This is a genomic window from Rhizobium sp. BK275, assembly GCF_014193555.1.
GTDB lineage: Bacteria > Pseudomonadota > Alphaproteobacteria > Rhizobiales > Rhizobiaceae > Rhizobium.
The window spans coordinates 277459-296651 of record NZ_JACHZL010000003.1 but is presented as its reverse complement, the minus strand read 5'-3'; the positions used below and the strand labels follow the sequence as shown (position 1 = coordinate 296651).

Below are 19193 nucleotides of genomic sequence, written 5' to 3'. Positions count from 1 at the left end.
TGAAACAAGCGCGCCGGCGGGCGCGCTTGTTGTTGTGGGGAAAGTCAGGCCTTCTCAGGCGGTCTGCTCGAAGTCCGTGGAGACGGCGAGCTTGCGCCATTGGGCAAGTTCCTTTTCCACATTGGCATGTTCTTCTTCGATCCTGGCGACCGTATCGCTGCCGAACGGCATGCGCAGCGGCGGGTGGGCGGCGTTCACCATTTCGATGATGCCGGCAGTCAGTTTGGCCGGATCGCCCGGCTGGGCATGGTTGGCGCTGGCTGCGAAGTCGCGCATGTTGCCGGCCGGTGTGCCGACATAGTCGGGGATGGAGGCAGGGCTGATCGCCAGCGAATTGTCATGCAGGAAGTCCGTGCGGAAGAAGCCGGGCTCGATGATCGTGACCTTGATGCCGAAAGGCTCGACTTCGGTCGCCAGCGATTCCGACAGACCCTCGACAGCAAACTTCGTGGAACCATAGACGCCCCAGCCGGGGAAGCCCGCATAACCGCCGATCGAGGAGAAGTTCAGGATATGGCCGGCGCGCTGGCGGCGCATGTAAGGCAGCACGGCGCGGGTGACCTTCAGCAGGCCGAAGACGTTGGTGGCATAGATCTTCTCGATCTCGGCGGCAGTGGCTTCTTCGACGGCGCCGAGCAGGCCGTAGCCGGCATTGTTGGCGAGGATGTCGATGCGACCGAAGCGGGCAACGGCGGCAGCGGCAGCTTGCCTAGCCTGGTCTTCATTGGTGACATCGAGAGCGACGGCAAGCAGGTTCGGATGATCGCCGAACTGTTCGGTGATGGTCTTGGGGTTGCGGGCGGTGGCAACGACAGCGTCGCCGTTGGCAAGAGCACCCTTGGTCATCAGCGCGCCAAAGCCGCGCGATGCACCCGTGATGAACCAGACTTTCATGGCAATTTCCTTTCGTCAGATTGTTTGTTTCAGCAGTTCGTTGCTGACGGAGAGGAATTTGACGCAAATCTCGCTCATGTATAAGATTTGTTATTTAAGAGATTGTGATGAGTGAAATTCAGCAATGAGGGCAACCGAGCTTTCCGAAATGGCAGCGTTCGCCGCTGTCGCCAGACACAAGAGCTTCCGCAAGGCGGGAGAGGAAAGGGGCGTGACCGCCTCCGCGATCAGCCACGCCGTCCTCAATCTGGAGGACCGCATCGGCATTCGCCTCTTGAACCGCACGACCCGCAGCGTCTCGCTGACGGAAGCCGGCGAACTGCTCCGGTCTCATCTCGATCCGGCCTTCGGCGAAATCAGCGCCGCGCTCGATGCGCTGAACCGCTTCCGCGATACACCTTTCGGTCGGGTCCGCATCAATGTCGGCAATTCCATTGCGCCTTTCGTCGTCGGTCAGGTCATCGGGCCGCTTCTGATGAAGAACCCCAATCTGCAGCTCGAAATAGCCGCAACGGACCGGCTGGTGGATATCGTCGAGGAGGGTTTCGATGCCGGCATCCGTTTCGGTGAGCGTGTCACGGAGGGTATGATCGCCGTTCGCATCAAGCCGCGCATGCGTCTCGTCGTCGTCGGTTCGCCCGCCTATTTCGAAACTCGACCATTGCCGGAAACGCCGCATGATCTGAAGCGGCATATCTGCATACAGAACATGTTTCCGTCAGGCGCGCGTTATCCCTGGGATTTCGAAAAAGACGGCCAGGCCATCACCTTCCATCCTACGGGTCCGTTGTCCCTCGACGACCATGAATTGATGACAACGGCTGCCCTCAGCGGTGTGGCGCTCGCCTATGTCTGGGAAGGCAGGGTGGCACCGCTGATTGCAAGCGGCCAGCTTGTTCAGGTGCTGGACGAATGGTGCCAGCCGGAAGAACCGCTTTATCTCTACTATCCCAGCCGGCGGCACATCTCGGCGGGCTTCCGCACAGTGATCGACGCGATCCGCGGCGATTAGAGTGCCGTGCGTCCAATCGGACGCACAGAGGATACTCTAACTCTTTGAATCCGCACATCAGGCTTTCCGAAAATCGATGCCGATTTTCGGGCCGATGCTGTAGTCGTCAGAGTTTTTGGAACTCCAGGCGGTAGACGACATCCTCTCCCGTTATCGGATCGGTGGCGGGTGCATCGCTGATGACGAGTATGTCGCCCTCGATATGCACCGGGCGGATCAGCGGCCGCTCCCATGTCGGATTCCAGGCGGCCTCGACATGATGGATCACTTTGTCGCCCTCCAGCGTATAGGCGGCGGTATAAGCCAGCATCGTATCGAAAAGTGCGGCCTTTTCGTTGTCGTTGGGGGCTTTGCCGTTGGGTCTCGGCCTGCGTCGGTTGGTAGCGAAAGCCATCATCCGGCCATCGGCATGATAGGCGATATATCCAATGGGATCGGCACCCATGGCATCGCTGACTTCCCCGGTCGCAACAACGGTTCGCGTCCACGAGATCATGCGCCACGTCCCGATGAGGGCGGCTCTGTCCATGATCTTCCCCTCCTTAAAGTAGTCTAGCACAACCAAAAAATGCGGACTACGAACCCGTAGCCTTTTCTGGTCAGAATACCCCAAGCTGACCGGGAAAAGCTCTCGGCAATCAGTCAAAACTCCCTTTTGACTCTCGGTGGCGAAGTGGAGAAGATGCGCCGCAAGAAGGAAGATCAGCGCCGGAGGGGCGAATGAGAAAGCCGTTTTTTTCTGCTGGCAGTCGGTGGAAAATGGAATGTCGCAAAGGGCTGCTGTCAGTGTTTGCAGCGATGATGTTGTCTGCCTTTCCGCTGGAAATATCGGCGCAGGAAATGCCGGCACAAACACCGGCTTCCAAGGAGCAGGTCGAAAAGCTGCTTTCCCGCTGGAAAGAACATTTCAAGGGTGCGGAGACCCTGCGGGATCGTCGCACCGCTTTCCGCGATTTCATGGAATCGCTGCCCGAGCCGACACGCATCCAGATCCGGCATGTCGATGCCGATGGCGTCGATGCCGAACTTGTCTGGCCTGCGCGCCTTCATCATCCGATCGGCCGGCGCGCCATCCTCTTCATCCATGGCGGCGGCTTCTATGGCGGTTCCATTCGCACACATCACCTGATCGCCGGTTCGCTCGCCAAGGCAGCGTCCAGCGATGTGTTGCTGATGGATTACAGACTGACGCCTGAATATAACTACCCGGCGCAGGTCAATGATGCGCTCACCGCCTACCGCTGGCTGCTTGACAGCGGCTACAGCAACGGAAATATCGTGGTGATCGGCGATGGTGCCGGTGGCAATCTGGCGCTCGAAGCCGTGTTGCGGCAGATGCGCTCCCGCCAGCCGCTGCCGGCAGCCGTCGTGGCGCTGAGCCCGATCACCGATCTATCCGCCTCAGGTGCATCGGTCACAGAGAATGCCACCAATGATCCGGTGCTGGACAAGGATGCGCTGGAAGCGTTGCGCAAGGCCTATCTCGGCAATAATTCCGCGACGGATCCCAACATTTCTCCGCTCTATGCCGATCTCTCGGGTTTTCCGCCCTTGCTGCTGCAGGTCGGTTCCGGCGAGCTGCTGCTCGACGATACGCTGCGGCTTGCCGACAAGGCGCACAAGGCGGGCGTCGACGTGACGACGCAGGTCTGGCCGGGAATGCCGCATCAATGGCAGCTTTTCCCCTCGGTGCTGGATGATGCTGACAAGGCAGGCCAGGAGATCGCCGAATTCGCGATCGCGCATTTTGCAGATCCGCCAGCGCAGTAAGGGCCAATCCGGAACCACACGATCGCAGTTCTTACGAGTGGCTCGAATTCAGCCCCTCGATCGGCCGGCCGATGGCTAGATTCTGACGCAGCTTGGGATCTAGCCGCTCGGCATAGGCGTGATCGGGCGCGGCACCCAGCGCATCCAGCATCTTGGAGAAAAAGCAGCGCGCGGCGGCTGCCGCGGTGACATCGAAGATCTCTGCGTCAACAAGCCCGTGCCGCTTCAAGCCATCGATGTCCTGCTGCGTCACCGAGGTCGCATCGCGCGCCACCTTGGCGGCAAAATCCATGATTGCCCGCTCGACGGCATCAATGGGCGCCTTCTCGCTGCCGCCAGCCACTGCCGAAAGGCTGTCATTGGTAAAACCGTCGCGCAGCAGTGCGGAACCATGGGCCAGCATGCAATAGGATGACTTGAGCTCTCTGGCTGCCGCCAGCGTGACCAGTTCATAACGCCGCTGGCTCATATGGCCGCGAATGCTGGCAAGCAGCGTCCCCCAGTTTTCCATCACTTCAGGCCGGTGTCCGAAGGCGCGGTACATGTTCGGCAGGTAGCCGTAGCTCGCTTCGGCCGAGGCGTACATCGAAGCCGTCTTCTTGCTGGCGGATGCATCGGGGGTCTGAATGAAGGCCATGGCGTGATCCTCCCTTGATCCAGTGGGAGAATAGAGCGGTGCCTGATGACATCAATCCGCCCGCCGATCGCTTTCCGCAAAACTGATGCCGGATACCTTGGCTGGTCGCCGGGTTTCCCGTTGGCGGTAGAATGGCAGGATGTGATGTTCCGTCAGGGATGCCATGATGATCTCGCCCGGCTCGGCCGGCGATATCCAACGGACCTCCTCGATCTCCGCCGTTGCCTTGATGTCGTGATCCTGTGCATGCATCAGAAAGACATCGGCGATGACGATATGATCCGGCTCGTTGGCGGCAGGCGCCTGAAACCGCCCCAGAAATTCGAACTCGGTGGCCGATGCGGTGACGCCGATCTCCTCTGCCAGCTCTCTGATCAGAGCGTCCTCAGGCGTCTCTCCGGGCTCGATCTTGCCGCCCGGCTGCATGAAGGCCACGGTGCCGCACTTGCGCACCAGAAGCGTATGGCCATCATCCCGCAACAGAAGGGCCGCCGATATTCTGATCATCTTCGTCATGCGCGGATCTGATCGGATTCGCTGTCGCAATTCAATTGCCGCGCTCGGGATCGGCCGTTTGTCAAAGGCAGTTTCACTGCCTATATCAGCGGTCTCGGAAACAGGAAGTGGATGTGACAATGTTCCAGGCGGCATCGATCGAATTAGGCAACAAGGTCGAGTTCTATCGCGAGCTTGCCCAGCAGCTGCAAGGCCTGCTCGAAGGCGAGCCGGACATGATCGCCAACGCCGCCAATACCTCGGCGCTGATGTACCAGATGATGCCTGACCTAAACTGGGCGGGCTTCTATCTCCTGAAAGGCGATGAACTCGTGCTCGGCCCCTTCCAGGGTAAGCCGGCCTGCGTGCGCATTCCCGTCGGCCGAGGCGTTTGCGGCACGGCGGTCAAGGAAGGCGCCTCCATTCTGGTGGAGGATGTCCATGCGTTCCCCGGCCATATCGCCTGCGATGTCGCGTCCCGGTCCGAGCTCGTCGTTCCCATCAGAAACGGCGACCGGATCGTCGGCGTCATCGACCTCGACAGCCCGCTTCCCGCCCGTTTCGATGCCGACGACCAGGTAGGGATCGAGCGCCTGGCGGAGATCTTCGCCGCGGCAACTCGCTTCTGAGTGGACTATCCCTTTGGGCTTGGCGACGCTCCCCCGGTAGCGTTGCGGCGCACAACGTTGAAAACGCCCTGATCGCGGCAGAAGCGCATCTGACGGAACTAGACAGCATAACCGGGGATGAGGCTTAGTCTCGGCTCCGGCAGCCGGTGGGTAAGACGCGGCTGCAAACGTCTGCAGGCTGCGTGAATGACGAAATCTTGATTGCCCACGCGGTTCCCGGAGCTTCGGACCAGCCTATCTGCCTAGCGATGACACGAGCCTGTAATGAGGTTCCGATGTCGTCGCTTATCGGTATGGGGGTAGATAAAATGTCCCAATTTCGAAAACTGCTGGCAGCCGGGGCAGCTGTCGTCGTCATAGCCTTGGCATCGTCCTGCACGACGAGCTCGGATAGTTCGATCCAGACCGGCTCGGTCGGGTATGGGCAAAGCGCCGACATTGGGCTCCGACCGGCGTGCTTGGGTGGATTTGGCAACGATAGACCTTGCAGTTATTGACAAACTGCCGAGCCGCCAGACGAAGCTCGGAAGTTGACTGAATGCTGGATCGCTAGCGCAGCGGACCGGGGGACGACGGCTTTCTCCGGTGAAGCCATTGAAAACGATCCAATATTGTCAGATAAGCAGAGGTGATGCAAAAGGACGCAGTTTTCTGTGATGGCGGAGCTTCGCATATTGCTGCCGGTGACATAGAGTGCAAGAAATCGATAATCGCTTGATCGCACCACGCCGACCTCGCTTGGTAGGCGGCACATTTTCATAACCTATGGGAGCTGCATGATGGAATATCGTCGTTTAGGGAAGTCGGGTCTGAAGGTGAGCGAGTTCTCCTTCGGATCGTGGGTCACGTTCGGCAAGCAGGTCAATGGCGGCGATGCCGTCGACCTCATGAAGCTCGCCTACGACAATGGGATAAACTTCTTCGACAACGCGGAAGGGTACGAAAGCGGCAAGTCCGAAATCGTCATGGGCGAGGCGCTGAAGTCGCTTGCCTGGAGCCGCGACAGCTACGTCGTATCCAGCAAGGTCTTCTGGGGAGGTCAAAAGCCGACGCAACGCGGCCTGTCGCGCAAACATGTGACGGACGCCTGCCACGCAGCGCTCAAGAGACTGCAGGTGGATTATCTCGACCTCTATTTCTGCCACCGCCCGGATATCGACACGCCGATCGAAGAAACGGTCCGCGCGATGCACGATCTCGTTGCCCAGGGCAAGGTGCTCTACTGGGGCACGTCGGAATGGTCCGCGCAGCAATTGACGGAAGCCTACGCCGTCGCCCGCGATCTGCGCATCACGCCGCCGACCATGGAGCAGCCGCAATACAACATCTTCGAACGTCAGAAGGTCGAAGCCGATTACCTTCCGCTCTACGACCTGATCGGCCTCGGTACCACCATCTGGTCGCCGCTTGCCTCGGGCGTGCTCACCGGCAAATACAATGACGGCATACCGGCCGACAGCCGCATGAACCTGCCCGGCTACGAATGGCTGAAGGAAAAATGGTCCACCGATGCCGGCGTCGCCCAGCTCGAACAGGTTCGCCAGCTTGCAAAGCTCTCAGACGAGATCGGCCTGTCGATCACCCATCTCGCCCTTCTCTGGTGCCTCGCCAACAAGAACGTCTCTACCGTCATCCTTGGAGCATCGCGCGCAAGCCAGTTGCAGGATAATCTCGCAGCCCTCTCGCACAAGAACAAGGTGACGGCTGACGTAATGGAGCGGATCGACAGCATCGTCGGCAACAAGCCGGAAGCACCGCGCCGCTTTTAGGCAAGGCCAAAGCCAGATCGGGTATCTTTGCCCTTGTCTTTATTCCAATACGAAAATGGCCGGACCTTTGGTTCGGCCATTTCATTTTTACTGCGCTTCATTGACCGCGCGTCAGAGCGGGGAGCTGATCGCTGTATCTGTCACAGGCTGATGGTCACCGTGGTCCCTGTCGGATTACCTTCGAGAGTTACACTCCCGCGGTGACGGGTCACGATCTGCTTCACGATGCTCAATCCGAGGCCGGCACCCGTGCTCCGTGGTGTGACCCTGTAGAATGGTTCGAACACGAGGTCTCGATGCGCTGCTGGAATTCCCGGGCCTTCGTCCGAGACCGAGATGCCTCCCCATTCGGACACGCGAACCGATATCGCGCCGCTATTTCCGCCATGGTCGATCGCATTGCGCACAAGGTTGCCTATGGCGCGTGCCATCGCCGACCGACTTACCAGGCGATAAAGCTCGTCCACGTCACTGTCGAACGAGATCTCATATCCATTTCTTATGGCAAGCGGGGCTTGGTCGGCGACGACGTTCCTGGCGATTTCTACCAAGTCGGCTTGTTCATATGGCTCCGGAGACTGCTCGCTCCGTTCGAAGTCGAGCAATTGCTCCGCCGTCTCCCGCAGACGCCCGATGTCATCCATCATGGTCTCGCGTGTGCTTCCTTCCAGGGTCGTATCGATACGCGTCTGCATGACGGCGATCGGCGTGCGGAGCTCGTGTGCGGCGTCGATCAGGAAACGTTCTCTGGCTGCGAACTGCTGCTCGAGGCGCTCCAGGACGGAATTGAACGCATGGATAAGCGGAACGACCTCGCTCGGAACCCGATCCACCGGCAGCCGGGATCCTGGCTGGCGAGGGTCGATCTCCGGCGCTTTCTGTACGACGTGGCTCAGCCCTAAGAGCGAACGCCTGACCAGTCGCGGCACGGCGAAGAAGAGGGCGGGCAAAGTAAACGCGAGCAGAGGCACGTAGATCGGATATGCGCTGCCGAGTATCGCAAGGAATGTCGACTCGCTTCCGTTGCGACCGCCATAAAGCACCCTGATCTCGGTCGTATTGATCTCAATGTCGTCGACTGAAGCTGGCACCGGGCCACTTGCCGACGTGTCGCGAATATCGGCGTCCTTGATAAGCGGCACGAACTTGGTGAGCTGTGTGTACGCAGGTGGAATGTTCCCATATGCCACAGCCGTTCCGTCTGGGGCCGCAGCGTAGAAAAAGAGATTGGGGGTATCATTCTTCAACGCTGTGAGCTCTTCGCTGTCCTTGATGCGAAGTCCTCGTCCAGGTTCGTAGTTCAAGGACCCCTCCAGGGCATTCAGAAGCCGGTGCTGCATACCGACGTTCGGAGAATGGATCATCGCCCCATAAATGCTCAGACCGACGATCTCCGTTGCCGTGATGACGACGAATGGCACGCTGAGCTGCCAGCTCAGTCTCCACCACAGCGACGACGTATTCGGAAATCGCATCAATGTTCCCTAAGCAGGTATCCGACCCCGCGGATGTTGTGGATGGACACGCCGGCATCCGCGTCGGCCAGGCGTTTTCTCAGTCGCGACACGTGAGCGTCCAGCGCGTTGGATTGGATCGTCTCTTCGTAATTGTATATTTCGGTTTCCAGCGCCGATCTGAGGACGGTCTTACCTTTTCGCTTCGCAAGGGTAACGAGCACCATCAGCTCTCGACGAGGCAGGTCGAGCTGCAGCTCGCCGACCATGACGTCCATCCGGATCGGATCCACGGTGATCCGTCCGACCACGATGGACGGCTCCGCCAGGCCCGACGGGCGTCGCAATAGCGCGCGCAGTCGAGCGAAAAGCTCCTCCATCAGAAACGGCTTGCCCAGGTAGTCGTCGGCGCCGAGGTCCAGGCCTGCGACCCTTTCTTTCGGTTCGTTTCTGGCCGTCAGGACGATGACCGGCGTTACGACGCCGGAGCTTCGTAACCAAGGGATGAATGTAATGCCGTCGCCGTCCGGCAGGCGTCTGTCGAGCACGATGGCATCGTAGGTCTGTTGTCGAGCGAGTTCGATTGCATCCCCAAGGAAAGCGGTGTGGTCCACCGTGATGCCGTTCTTGCCGAGCGAGGCCGCAATCGCTTCCGCCAGCCTTGTTTCGTCTTCGACCAACAGGATCTTCATGTCTCGTCCACCTTTCTGATCCTATGTTCACGACGACTATTGTGACAGGATTACGGCGCGAGCGTTAGAACGAGGGGAGGACGTGGGGGCGCTGCGAGTCGAATACAGCGGATCCCATGAGAGATTGCCGACCGCTCTGAATAAAGACTCCAGACGCGTGGCGCCTGGAGCTGTTTTCTGATCGGCCTGTCGATGACCGATCTCGCTTTTCTCTGGTGCCTCGCCAACAAAAACGCCTCGACCGTCATCCTCGGCGCTTCGCGCGCGAGCCAGTTGCAGGACAATCTCGCCGCTGTCTCGCACGAGAGCAAGCTGACGTCTGACGTGCTGGATCGGATCGACAGCATCGTCGAAACAAGCCGGAAGCACCGCGTCGTTTCGGATCCCCCTGGGCGAGGCCGAGCCTATCCGGCCCAAGCCTCATTGCTTCTATCAGTATTCCGATATGAAAATGGCCGAACCTTTCGGGTCCGGCCATTTTCAATTTCTAGCTCACTTCAATGACCGCGCTGCTTGTTAAAACCTTTTGAATAGCTTTTGCGATGGTGGGGTTGAAGGAGCAAGATATTCCTTCGCAGCAGCGGCAGGCCATAAGACCGTTGCGAGAAAGAGTAAATGCGAGGAGGAAACAACGATGGCCACCGAGCTCACTACATCCCATCTCCTGGATAGCGCCACGGACATTAAACGGCCGCCGCTACCCACGACCACGGGGGAAATCACCAACACGCTGAACCATTATTACCGCGGCGAGCTCGCGCGGATGACCAGTTGGCGGGACCGCATCGACCGGACGTCGAACTGGGCGATCACCGTCGTGGCGGCGCTGCTCTCCGTGTCCTTGTCGACACCAACGTCCCATCATGGCGTGTTGCTGTTTGGCATGATGCTGATCACATTGCTGCTGATGATCGAGGCGCGACGTTATCGGTTCTTCGACGTTTATCGGGCGCGGGTGCGGCAACTGGAGCGCAGCTATTTTGCGCAGATTTTGATGCCCGAAGCCGAGCTCAATCCCGATTGGGCGCTATCGATTGCCAAGAGCCTGCGTGCACCGCGGCTTCTCCTCGGCTATTTCGAGGCTATGCAGCGGCGGCTGCGGCGGAATTATTGCTGGATGTATGCGATTCTGCTGATGGCATGGATCTTGAAGATCTCGACGCCAAAGCTGCAAGCGGAAGGCGCGCCGCAAGAGCTGGCACATTCGTGGAGCTATATTGTCGACAACGCGGCACTCGGACCGATTTCCGGCTGGCCGGTTATCACGATGGTGGCTGTCTTCTATGTCGTCATTCTCTGCGGCACACTACGCCGCAAGTTGGACGATGGTGATTTTCCCCATGGCGAAGCGCATGTCTGATCGTCTGGCAATGCCGGACTAGTGCAGGATGAATTCTCCCTTCGCCGCCCGGCATTCGGTCGCCGAGATCGACCGGCGGTGAACATAGCTGCATCGCCATACAGTCATGATCCTCGCTATAGTGCCTGCTTTCAGGCGCATATCAAATGCACCCTCGCTTCCGCATGCGCTCCATCATCTTCGCCTTTTTTTCCACTTCGTTGCCGGGCCTCTTGCCACCTGAAGTATGCGACAATCGCTGCTGCATCTGCTCGCAGGTTCTGCGAGGACTGTTTTCATCGCGATCTCGTCGGCGGGCGTCGGCAAAGTCTACGCCTCCCACCAACATCGCCGCAAAAACAATGCATGCGAGTGCGATTTTCACTGGGGCCTCCGGTAAGACACCATCAATATCTTTATCCCGCATCCAAGGAACGGCAACAGGTTCGTGAGGACATGACAAGTCCATCGGACGCGGTTTGCCTTGCGCGGGAGACGATTTCTTCGGATTATTCAAGGAAATCGTCGCCCGTATGATGTTTGAGTGGGCACGACACCGATATGAAAACGGCCGGACCTTTCGGGTCCGGCCATTTCAATTTCTAGCTCACTTCAATGACCGCGCTTCAAACGAGTGGCGGCGGCCAGGATTTTCCGAAAAAATCAGCTGCAACCACTCGTCGCACCGCACGTGTCGCACTTCTCGCAGGTACCATTGCGCACCATCGTGAAGTTCTGGCACTCGCTGCACATATTACCTGTGTAACCCTGCATGATCGAGCGAGCGCGGCGTTCAGCCTCTACCTTCTTGGCTTCCGTCTTGGCGGTTGCAGCGTCGGCTGCGGCCTTGTCGGAGAAGAGGGCGGTTGCGTCTGCGCCTGCTTCTTCGAGCACTTCCTCGGCAATCTCTTCAGCCAGCTCCTTGGCGCGCTCTTCGTAATCGCGCTTGAAGGCGACGATTTCGGAGGTGGAGATGGCGACTGTCGGCTCCAGCTTGCGGGCGGCTGCACCTGCAAAGGAGGTTACCGAACCGCTCGAGGAGGCGCGGGCTGGGGCTGCCGTTGCCGCACCCTTCGGCTCGCCGAGCTGACGGTCGCTGCCGGTGTTGGAGACCAGCGTCGGCTTGTAGCCGCGGGTCCAGCCAGTCGAGACGAGGTTCGTCTTGCCTTCCTGGATACCCTTGCCGAGCGCCGTGTTGGAGAAATCCGACGTATCGACATGGGCGAGGTCGTGACGGCCGAGGTAGGAGACAGCGAGTTCGCGGAACACGTAGTCGAGGATCGATGTTGCGTTCTTGATCGCGTCATTGCCGATGACGATGCCGGCCGGCTCGAACTTGGTGAAGGTGAAGGCCTCCACATATTCTTCCAGCGGCACGCCATATTGCAGGCCGAGCGAGATCGCGATGGCGAAGTTGTTCATCATCGCACGGAAGGCTGCACCCTCCTTGTGCATGTCGATGAAGATTTCGCCGAGGCGGCCGTCACCGAATTCGCCGGTGCGCAGATAAACCTTGTGACCGCCAACGGCAGCCTTCTGGGTATAGCCCTGGCGGCGGTTCGGCAGCTTCTCGCGTTCACGGGAAACACGCTCGATCACCTTTTCGATGATCTTTTCGGTGACCGTTACGGCCTGGGCGGCGAGCGGCTGCTGGATCAGATCTTCCAGCGCATCCTCGTCGCTCTCGTCTTCGATCAGCGAGGCGTTGAGCGGCTGCGACAGCTTGGAGCCGTCACGGTAAAGCGCGTTCGCCTTCAGGCCGAGCTTCCAGGAGAGCATATAGGCGTTCTTGCAATCCTCGACCGTTGCCTCGTTCGGCATGTTGATCGTCTTGGAGATCGCACCCGAGATGAAGGGTTGGGCAGCCGCCATCATGCGGATATGGCTTTCGACCGAGAGGTAGCGCTTGCCGATCTTGCCGCAGGGATTGGCGCAATCGAAGACCGGCAGATGTTCTTTCTTGAGGAAAGGTGCGCCTTCCAGCGTCATCGCACCGCAGACGTGAATGTTGGCGGCCTCGATATCCTTCTTCGAGAAGCCGATATGGTCGAGCAGGCTGAAGCTCATGTCGGTGAGCTGCTCGTCGGAGACCTTCAGCGTGGTCTTCAGGAAGTCCGCGCCGAGCGTCCACTGGTTGAAGACGAACTTGATGTCGAAGGCGCTCTTCAGAGCCGCATTGACGGCTTCCACCTTCTCGTCGGTGAAGCCCTTGGCCTTCAGCGTCGAGGGATTGATGGCCGGAGCCTGGTTCAGGTTGCCGTGGCCGACAGCATAGGCTTCGATCTCGGCGATCTGGCTTTCCGAATAGCCGAGTGTGCGCAGCGCATCCGGAACGGCGCGGTTGATGATCTTGAAGTAGCCGCCGCCGGCGAGCTTCTTGAACTTCACCAGCGCGAAGTCAGGCTCGATGCCCGTCGTGTCGCAATCCATGACGAGGCCGATCGTGCCGGTCGGTGCGATGACCGAAACCTGCGCATTGCGGTAGCCGTGCTTTTCGCCGAGTTCCAGCGCCCTGTCCCAGGCAGCCATTGCATGGGCTGCCAGATCCTGGTCCGGGTTTTCCTGATGGATCAGCGCGACCGGGTTAACCGAGAGAGCCTCGTAGCCGGCATTCTCGCCATGGGCGGCGCGGCGATGGTTGCGGATGACGCGCAGCATATGCTCGCGGTTCGGCTCGTAGTTCGGGAACGGGCCGAGTTCGGCAGCCATTTCGGCCGAGGTCGCGTAGCAGATGCCGGTCATGATTGCCGTCAGCGAGCCGGCAATGGCGCGGCCTTCGGCGCTGTCATAAGGGATGCCCGAAGACATCAGCAGGCCGCCGATATTGGCGTAGCCGAGGCCGAGCGTGCGGTATTCGTAGGAAAGCTCGGCAATGCGCTTCGACGGGAACTGCGCCATCATGACCGAGATTTCGAGCACGACGGTCCACAGGCGAACAGCATGTTCGTAGTCGCCGATATTGATGCGCTTGGTGGCCTTGTCCTTGAACTGCAGGAGGTTCAGCGAAGCAAGGTTGCAGGCCGTGTCGTCGAGGAACATGTATTCCGAGCACGGGTTCGAGCCGCGGATCGGGCCGCCGGCCGGCGACGTGTGCCAGTCATTCATCGTCGTGTTGAAGTGGATGCCCGGATCGGCCGATGCCCAGGCGGCATAGGAAATCGTTTCCCAGAGATCGCGCGCCTTCAGCGTCTTCATGACCCTACCGTCCTTGCGGGCGGTCAGGTTCCAATCGCCATCTTCCTCGACAGCGCGCAGGAAGTTGTCCTTGATCGAGACGGAGTTATTGGAATTCTGGCCGGAGACGGTGAGATAGGCTTCCGAATCCCAGTCCGTGTCGTAGGTCTTGAACTCCATGTCCTTGTAGCCCTGGCGGGCGAACTGGATCACGCGCTGGACGTAGTTTTCCGGAACCTGGGACTTCTTGGCGTCGCGGATTTCGCGCTTCAGAGCCGGGTTCTTGGCCGGGTCGAAGCAATCGCCATTGTCGGCTTCACAATTGACGCAGGCCTTCATGATCGCCTTCAGATGCTTGGCGACGACCTTGGAGCCGGTCACGAGAGCGGCAACCTTCTGCTCTTCCTTGACCTTCCAGTTGATATATTCCTCGATGTCAGGATGGTCGATGTCGACGACGACCATCTTGGCCGCGCGACGGGTCGTACCACCAGACTTGATGGCGCCGGCAGCGCGGTCACCGATCTTCAGGAAGCTCATCAGGCCGGAGGAACGACCGCCGCCGGAAAGCTTCTCGCCTTCGCCGCGCAGCATGGAGAAGTTGGAGCCGGTGCCCGAACCGTACTTGAAGAGACGGGCTTCACGCACCCACAGGTCCATGATGCCGCCTTCGTTGACGAGGTCGTCTTCGACGGACTGGATGAAGCAGGCATGCGGCTGCGGATGTTCGTAGGCCGACTTGGACTTGGTGATCTTGCCGGTGAAGGGGTCGACATAGAAATGGCCCTGGCCGGGGCCGTCGATTCCATAGGCCCAGTGCAGGCCGGTATTGAACCACTGCGGGGAGTTCGGGGCGACGCGCTGCGTGGCGAGCATATAGGCAAGCTCGTCCTTGAAGGCTGCGGCATCTTCCTCCGAAGAGAAGTAGCCACCCTTCCAACCCCAATAGGTCCAGGTGCCGGCGAGACGATCGAAGACCTGGCGCGCGTCGGTTTCCGAGCCGGTCTGTTCGTCCTTTGGCAGGGTCTTCAGCGCCGCGTCGTCGGCAACGGAGCGCCACAGGAAGGAGGGGACATCGTTCTCTTCGACCTTCTTCAGGCGGGCCGGGACGCCGGCCTTGCGGAAATATTTCTGCGCCAGAACGTCTGTCGCGACCTGGGAGAACTGCGCGGGAACGTCGATGTTTTCGAGGCGGAAGACGATAGAGCCGTCAGGGTTCTTGATCTCGCTCGTCGCCTTGCGGAATTCGATATCCGCATAGGCGCCCTGACCAGCCTTCGTAAACCGACGTTCGATGCGCATGTCCTTAACCTCTTGTTGGCACCCGAAAGGGCGCAAAATTCCCTTCCGGCTACACGTTGTCCCTTCGTGCAGCCGGTGCTCGTTCCGTCTTGTGACAGGATGTCATCCAAAGATGTCTTTCCTGTATCTTGTGGTGAGGCTGGCTGCAAACGCTAAATATAGTGTTAACAGCTAAATTTTACCAGTCCTCGATATCGCTTTTTGAGGCTAGAAAAAGGCGCAAAAAACCTTACGGGCGTCACCGTTTTCGACGGTTCAACACCCTGATTCCGCGTTCAATTCTCCTTGGGAGAACCGGGCTCGTTACCTCCGGTTCAGTCGCCGCCGCAACATCTGAAACATTAAGTTTGAAACGGCTGATTCCGTCAAGGGGTGGAACGTAACCGTTTGCTAACCACAACATCTTGTGGATGTCCTTGTGGAGACTGGGGAAAACACGGGTAAGCCTGAAAATACAAGGGCTTGCGGCGGCGGTTTAATGACGGAAGCAGCGGAATGTCAGAAAAATCGAGTGCGGCAAAAGTTAGGGTGGCTTTTACGACGTAAATGCGCTTATCGATTCGTTGAGAGAAATCAGCAGTTTCTAGAGGGCGTCGATGGCGATCGTGACGGTCGCGGTGCCGATCGGCTTGCCCTTTTCGTCGGTGACGACGAAGCTCGCCTGAGTCTCCAGATGCTGCGTCGACTCGTCGCGCTCAGCCCGGCCGACATAGATATCCTGCGAACCGAGGGCGAAGGTTTTCAGAAACTTGTCCTCGTCACCCTGCCAGTAGTCCGTCGTGATGGTGCTCTGGCCGACATTCAGCCCGTAGCGGTCCGTGACGAAGAACTCGATGATCGCTCCCTGCGAATCGTCCTGCTTCGATTTGAGATAATGCGAGATGGATTTAGCCATCAGCGCCTTGACCATCTGGAAGTCGCCCTGCGCGACCTCCGCCCGGTAAGTTTCGTCGAGCACCCGCATGTCCATCTCGCTGACATCGCCGAATTTGGCGTTCTGCTCCTCGATCGCCTTCATGACGACAGGAGCCTCGACCATCGGCCGGACCAGCTTTTCGACATAGTCGCGCACAACGCCGATATAGGCCGGCTCAGCCCCGACAGGCGTATAAGGAAACAGGCAGCAGATCAGCCCGAAGGCTGCTGCCGTTCGAATCTTGCCCCAGCATGCCATTGCGCTTCCCCAACCGCATTCAGCCGCACTTTGTATCCGGCCTCTACGACCGGTAGTTGCCTGACGCTATGCTAATAAAATAAAACGGACGTTACCGAACGGGGCTGGAATCCGCTATCGGGGAGACAAAAATTGGGACAATTTCCGGTCGTAAAACTGGAGGTTGCTCGTGTTTGCGCTGTTAGAGCAATTCCAGCAAAAGTGCGTAGCGGTTTCGCGTCCGGAATTGCGTGAAAACAAAGAGAATACTCTAGCCGCGGGCGCCCTTGGCGATCGGCTCCTGGTAGGTGAAGCCCATATCCCAGGGGAAGTAGATCCAGGTGTCCTGGCTGACTTCGGTGATGAAGGTATCGACCGTCGGCACGCCCTTGGGCTTGGCGTAGACGCAGGCGAAATGCGCCTTGGGCAGCATGCCGCGCACCTGGGCGGCGGTCTTGCCGGTATCCGTGAGATCGTCGACGACGAGAACGCCTTCGCCGCCGTTTTCCATGAGTTCGGGCGCAATGCCCTTGAGCAGCACCATGTCGCCCTGATTGACGTAGTCATGATAGGAGGCGACGCAAACCGTTTCGATGAGGCGGATGTTCAGTTCGCGCGAAATGATCGCCGCCGGAACAAGGCCGCCGCGCGTGATGCAGACGATCGCCTTGAATTCCTGGCCGAGGCCGGCAAGCCGCCAGGCAAGCGCGCGCGCATCGCGGTGGAACTGATCCCAGGAAACGGGAAAGGCTTTATCGGGAAGGGACATCGGGCTGCTCCGCGGCATGAAAAAAACGACACGCCGTTTGCCGGCGACCGAGGGGACATCGGCTGGCAAAACGCAAATCGCGCAGCCGGAACTGCGCGATGGATGCCGAAGCCTGATATCATCGGTCGCCGCAATTAGCGGGATTTGGAGGCAAAAGGCAAGAGCGGGCTTAACGCGAGAGCAATGTCAGCGCCGTCATGGACTGCAAAAGCGTCTTCGTCGTCCCGCCGAAGATCGCCTGCCACAGCCAGGAATGCGTGTAGGCGCCCATGACGAGAAGGTCGATACTGTCGTCCGAAAGCCGGTTCTCGATGATGTGCGAGGCGTTCTTGTCGCCGCTTGCGGCCGTGGCGAGCGTTACATTCACGCCGTGACGGGCAAGCGTTGCGGCGATCTCCGCGCCGGCTGTCGTTGGCGACTGCGTGGCCGTTTCGGCCGGATCGACCGAGAAGATCTCCACCGCTTCGGCAGCCTTCAGGATCGGCAGGGCGTCGAAAGTGGCGCGTGTGGCTTCCTTGGAGCCGTTCCAGGCAATCAGCACGCGCTTGATCGGCTTCGGTTGGCGAATGATGTAGGGGATCATCAGCACCGGGCGGCCGCTTTCGAACAGGAAGTCATCGACATCAACATGACTGTCGGAGGGCCTTGCCGGATCGGCCTGCGAGGCGATCAGCAGATCTGCGCTGCGCGCGCTTTCGATCAGCGGCGCCGAGCCGTATCCCGTCGATGTGGCAAAGGCGCGCCATTCGAAGGAAGCACCGGAAGCCTCGCCACGGGCGCGGAAAATCCGCTCGACCTCGACAGTTTCGGAATGGGCCATATCCTGAAGCGCCTGCACGGCGACCGGATCGGGAATTTCCATTGGAGCGAGCAGCGGCACGGCGGCGATCGTTTCGGCATGCAGGCCGATCACATGGGCGCCGCTTTCAGCGGCAATGGCAAAGGCGAAATCGGCAACGGCGCCGCTATTGTCTGCTGTATCCAGAATGGCGAGAATGGTTTTATAAGACATATCAATTCTCCTTTGCGGCTGAAATAATGGCCCGCGAGGAAAGAAATGCGCCGGGACGCGCTGCGGTTCCTTGACCGGGATCAAGACCGCAGAACCTCCTTCACGCTTCCGCCTGATAGTTCTCGGCAATGTCCTTCCTGCGTCTGATATCCTCGATCATGGCCCGCACGTCCGCACCCGCAGCCTCGATCACATCCTGCGAGCGACCGCGCACGACGATTTCGGTCGAAAATTTCTGCCCGACATACCGGGGATAGGAGCCGATGCTGGTTTCCGGATGTGCCTTCTGGATCGCAGTGAGCGGCGTGCCGATCTCGCCTTCGCCATAGGGGCAGGCGATAGCGAGCGACAGGACGGGCGTGCCTGTCCTCAGCGTCGGCAGCACATTGTCGACCATGGCCTGGAAGACCTGCGGAACGCCGGCCATCACATAGACATTGCCGATGACGAAGCCGGGCGCTGTCGAAACCGGGTTGGCGATATGCGCAGCACCGCGCGGCATGCGCGCCATGCGCTGGCGGGCCTCGGTGAATTCCATTTCGCGGCGCCTGTACATTTCCGCAAGCAGCGCCATCGCCGCCGTATCATGCTCGCAGGGCACGCCGAAAGCCTTCGAGACGGCATCCGCGGTGATATCGTCATGCGTCGGCCCGATACCGCCCGAGGTGAAGACATAATCGTATTTGCCGCGAAGCGCATTCAGCGCCGCGACGATTGCATCCTCATCGTCGGCAACGATGCGCACCTCCTTCAGGTCTATGCCCGAAATGGTCAGCATGTCGGCGAGGTGGCCGATATTCTTGTCCTTGGTGCGGCCGGAAAGAAGCTCGTCGCCGATGGCTAGCACGGCGGCGGTAACGACGGTCTCATTGCTCATGGGGATATTTCCGTAGTGTGAAGCTCGGAAATAGGTAGCGCCGTTTGGCCACTTTGCAAACGGCAAAGCGACGCGGCCCAAGGGTCGAAACGAAACGGCAAGTGAAATTTCGTCTACAGGCGGTGAACAGTGAGTTCTTGCGTGCAGGACTATGTTGAACCGGACGCACTGGTAGAACGGTCGCGGTCACGAAATTCAACCAGTCCTCGTTGGAG

At 59.3% G+C, this 19193-nt stretch carries 18 protein-coding genes and 1 pseudogene; 7 read left to right on the top strand and 12 right to left on the bottom strand.

The annotated features are described in order from the left end of the window. Nucleotides 1–54 precede the first annotated feature (54 nt). Nucleotides 55–894 carry an oxidoreductase gene (locus tag FHT82_RS11335; protein WP_183729988.1) on the bottom strand — a complete coding sequence of 280 codons (840 nt, stop codon included), beginning with the start codon at nucleotides 892–894 and terminating at the stop codon, nucleotides 55–57. Nucleotides 895–1018: 124 nt separating this feature from the next. Here FHT82_RS11335 and FHT82_RS11330 point away from each other — a divergent pair, with 124 nt between their 5' ends. After that, the gene (locus FHT82_RS11330) at nucleotides 1019–1906 is read left to right on the top strand and encodes a LysR family transcriptional regulator (protein WP_183729985.1); all 888 of its coding nucleotides are present in this window, start codon (nucleotides 1019–1021) and stop codon (nucleotides 1904–1906) included. A 106-nt stretch (nucleotides 1907–2012) separates the two neighbouring features. On the opposite strand, the gene FHT82_RS11325 is transcribed toward FHT82_RS11330, so the two are convergent. After that, nucleotides 2013–2435, bottom strand: a complete 423-nt coding sequence (locus FHT82_RS11325; protein ID WP_183729982.1) for a lipocalin-like domain-containing protein — start codon at nucleotides 2433–2435, stop codon at nucleotides 2013–2015. Nucleotides 2436–2704: 269 nt separating this feature from the next. Here FHT82_RS11325 and FHT82_RS11320 point away from each other — a divergent pair, with 269 nt between their 5' ends. Then, complete coding sequence (locus FHT82_RS11320; RefSeq protein WP_246698126.1) at nucleotides 2705–3676, top strand: alpha/beta hydrolase; 972 nt, start codon at nucleotides 2705–2707, stop codon at nucleotides 3674–3676. A 31-nt stretch (nucleotides 3677–3707) separates the two neighbouring features. Here FHT82_RS11320 and FHT82_RS11315 read toward each other — a convergent pair whose 3' ends face one another. Both FHT82_RS11315 and FHT82_RS11310 read right to left on the bottom strand, forming a co-directional pair. After that, nucleotides 3708–4313, bottom strand: a complete 606-nt coding sequence (locus FHT82_RS11315) for a carboxymuconolactone decarboxylase family protein (RefSeq protein ID WP_183729976.1) — start codon at nucleotides 4311–4313, stop codon at nucleotides 3708–3710. 51 nt (nucleotides 4314–4364) lie between these two features. Next, nucleotides 4365–4829: an NUDIX domain-containing protein gene (locus tag FHT82_RS11310; RefSeq protein ID WP_183729973.1), complete on the bottom strand. Its 465-nt coding sequence runs from the start codon at nucleotides 4827–4829 to the stop codon at nucleotides 4365–4367. Nucleotides 4830–4948: 119 nt separating this feature from the next. On the opposite strand from FHT82_RS11310, the gene FHT82_RS11305 reads away from it, so the two are divergent. The 3 genes from FHT82_RS11305 (at nucleotide 4949) to FHT82_RS11300 (ending at nucleotide 7206) form a co-directional block, all read left to right on the top strand. Next, nucleotides 4949–5437 carry a GAF domain-containing protein gene (locus tag FHT82_RS11305; protein WP_183730999.1) on the top strand — a complete coding sequence of 163 codons (489 nt, stop codon included), beginning with the start codon at nucleotides 4949–4951 and terminating at the stop codon, nucleotides 5435–5437. Nucleotides 5438–5745: 308 nt separating this feature from the next. Beyond that, complete coding sequence (locus FHT82_RS30330; RefSeq protein WP_246698125.1) at nucleotides 5746–5934, top strand: hypothetical protein; 189 nt, start codon at nucleotides 5746–5748, stop codon at nucleotides 5932–5934. Nucleotides 5935–6216: 282 nt separating this feature from the next. Next, nucleotides 6217–7206, top strand: a complete 990-nt coding sequence (locus tag FHT82_RS11300; RefSeq protein WP_183730997.1) for an aldo/keto reductase — start codon at nucleotides 6217–6219, stop codon at nucleotides 7204–7206. Nucleotides 7207–7346: 140 nt separating this feature from the next. Here FHT82_RS11300 and FHT82_RS11295 read toward each other — a convergent pair whose 3' ends face one another. Together FHT82_RS11295 and FHT82_RS11290 are read right to left on the bottom strand one after the other, a co-directional pair. After that, entirely contained in the window at nucleotides 7347–8681 is a 1335-nt protein-coding gene (locus FHT82_RS11295; RefSeq protein ID WP_183729970.1) for a HAMP domain-containing sensor histidine kinase, read from the bottom strand. Beyond that, nucleotides 8681–9352, bottom strand: coding sequence for a response regulator transcription factor (locus tag FHT82_RS11290; RefSeq protein WP_183729967.1), 672 nt, complete (start codon nucleotides 9350–9352; stop codon nucleotides 8681–8683). The genes FHT82_RS11295 and FHT82_RS11290 overlap by 1 nt, the downstream gene beginning before the upstream one ends. A 180-nt stretch (nucleotides 9353–9532) precedes the next feature. Between FHT82_RS11290 and FHT82_RS11285 the strand changes: the two are divergent. Then, a pseudogene (locus FHT82_RS11285) lies at nucleotides 9533–9732 on the top strand (aldo/keto reductase); the annotation flags it as partial. 254 nt (nucleotides 9733–9986) lie between these two features. Beyond that, nucleotides 9987–10712, top strand: coding sequence for a DUF2270 domain-containing protein (locus FHT82_RS11280; RefSeq protein WP_183729964.1), 726 nt, complete (start codon nucleotides 9987–9989; stop codon nucleotides 10710–10712). 142 nt (nucleotides 10713–10854) lie between these two features. Here FHT82_RS11280 and FHT82_RS11275 read toward each other — a convergent pair whose 3' ends face one another. The 6 genes from FHT82_RS11275 to FHT82_RS11250 all read right to left on the bottom strand — a co-directional run bounded on the left by FHT82_RS11275 (nucleotide 10855) and on the right by FHT82_RS11250 (nucleotide 18978). Next, the gene (locus FHT82_RS11275; RefSeq protein ID WP_183729962.1) at nucleotides 10855–11076 is read right to left on the bottom strand and encodes a hypothetical protein; all 222 of its coding nucleotides are present in this window, start codon (nucleotides 11074–11076) and stop codon (nucleotides 10855–10857) included. Nucleotides 11077–11354: 278 nt separating this feature from the next. Further along, nucleotides 11355–15167 carry a vitamin B12-dependent ribonucleotide reductase gene (locus tag FHT82_RS11270; RefSeq protein ID WP_183729959.1) on the bottom strand — a complete coding sequence of 1271 codons (3813 nt, stop codon included), beginning with the start codon at nucleotides 15165–15167 and terminating at the stop codon, nucleotides 11355–11357. 583 nt (nucleotides 15168–15750) lie between these two features. Beyond that, nucleotides 15751–16341, bottom strand: coding sequence for a hypothetical protein (locus FHT82_RS11265; RefSeq protein ID WP_183729956.1), 591 nt, complete (start codon nucleotides 16339–16341; stop codon nucleotides 15751–15753). Between the two features lie 250 nt (nucleotides 16342–16591). After that, nucleotides 16592–17089: a xanthine phosphoribosyltransferase gene (gene gpt, locus FHT82_RS11260; protein ID WP_007812968.1), complete on the bottom strand. Its 498-nt coding sequence runs from the start codon at nucleotides 17087–17089 to the stop codon at nucleotides 16592–16594. A 169-nt stretch (nucleotides 17090–17258) separates the two neighbouring features. Further along, nucleotides 17259–18101 (bottom strand): universal stress protein, encoded by an 843-nt coding sequence (locus FHT82_RS11255; RefSeq protein ID WP_183729953.1) that lies wholly within the window; start codon nucleotides 18099–18101, stop codon nucleotides 17259–17261. 100 nt (nucleotides 18102–18201) lie between these two features. After that, nucleotides 18202–18978, bottom strand: coding sequence for a competence/damage-inducible protein A (locus tag FHT82_RS11250; RefSeq protein WP_183729951.1), 777 nt, complete (start codon nucleotides 18976–18978; stop codon nucleotides 18202–18204). Nucleotides 18979–19193 lie beyond the last annotated feature (215 nt).

Excerpts from the sequence above, each read along its gene's own strand:
- FHT82_RS11335 (WP_183729988.1), bottom strand. The coding sequence starts at position 894 with ATGAAAGTCTGGTTCATCACGGGTGCATCGCGCGGCTTTGGCGCGCTG.
- FHT82_RS11330 (WP_183729985.1), top strand. The coding sequence starts at position 1,019 with ATGAGGGCAACCGAGCTTTCCGAAATGGCAGCGTTCGCCGCTGTCGCC.
- FHT82_RS11325 (WP_183729982.1), bottom strand. The coding sequence starts at position 2,435 with ATGGACAGAGCCGCCCTCATCGGGACGTGGCGCATGATCTCGTGGACG.
- FHT82_RS11320 (WP_246698126.1), top strand. The coding sequence starts at position 2,705 with ATGATGTTGTCTGCCTTTCCGCTGGAAATATCGGCGCAGGAAATGCCG.
- FHT82_RS11315 (WP_183729976.1), bottom strand. The coding sequence starts at position 4,313 with ATGGCCTTCATTCAGACCCCCGATGCATCCGCCAGCAAGAAGACGGCT.
- FHT82_RS11310 (WP_183729973.1), bottom strand. The coding sequence starts at position 4,829 with ATGACGAAGATGATCAGAATATCGGCGGCCCTTCTGTTGCGGGATGAT.
- FHT82_RS11305 (WP_183730999.1), top strand. The coding sequence starts at position 4,949 with ATGTTCCAGGCGGCATCGATCGAATTAGGCAACAAGGTCGAGTTCTAT.
- FHT82_RS30330 (WP_246698125.1), top strand. The coding sequence starts at position 5,746 with ATGTCCCAATTTCGAAAACTGCTGGCAGCCGGGGCAGCTGTCGTCGTC.
- FHT82_RS11300 (WP_183730997.1), top strand. The coding sequence starts at position 6,217 with ATGGAATATCGTCGTTTAGGGAAGTCGGGTCTGAAGGTGAGCGAGTTC.
- FHT82_RS11295 (WP_183729970.1), bottom strand. The coding sequence starts at position 8,681 with ATGCGATTTCCGAATACGTCGTCGCTGTGGTGGAGACTGAGCTGGCAG.
- FHT82_RS11290 (WP_183729967.1), bottom strand. The coding sequence starts at position 9,352 with ATGAAGATCCTGTTGGTCGAAGACGAAACAAGGCTGGCGGAAGCGATT.
- FHT82_RS11280 (WP_183729964.1), top strand. The coding sequence starts at position 9,987 with ATGGCCACCGAGCTCACTACATCCCATCTCCTGGATAGCGCCACGGAC.
- FHT82_RS11270 (WP_183729959.1), bottom strand. The coding sequence starts at position 15,167 with ATGCGCATCGAACGTCGGTTTACGAAGGCTGGTCAGGGCGCCTATGCG.
- FHT82_RS11265 (WP_183729956.1), bottom strand. The coding sequence starts at position 16,341 with ATGGCATGCTGGGGCAAGATTCGAACGGCAGCAGCCTTCGGGCTGATC.
- gpt (WP_007812968.1), bottom strand. The coding sequence starts at position 17,089 with ATGTCCCTTCCCGATAAAGCCTTTCCCGTTTCCTGGGATCAGTTCCAC.
- FHT82_RS11255 (WP_183729953.1), bottom strand. The coding sequence starts at position 18,101 with ATGTCTTATAAAACCATTCTCGCCATTCTGGATACAGCAGACAATAGC.
- FHT82_RS11250 (WP_183729951.1), bottom strand. The coding sequence starts at position 18,978 with ATGAGCAATGAGACCGTCGTTACCGCCGCCGTGCTAGCCATCGGCGAC.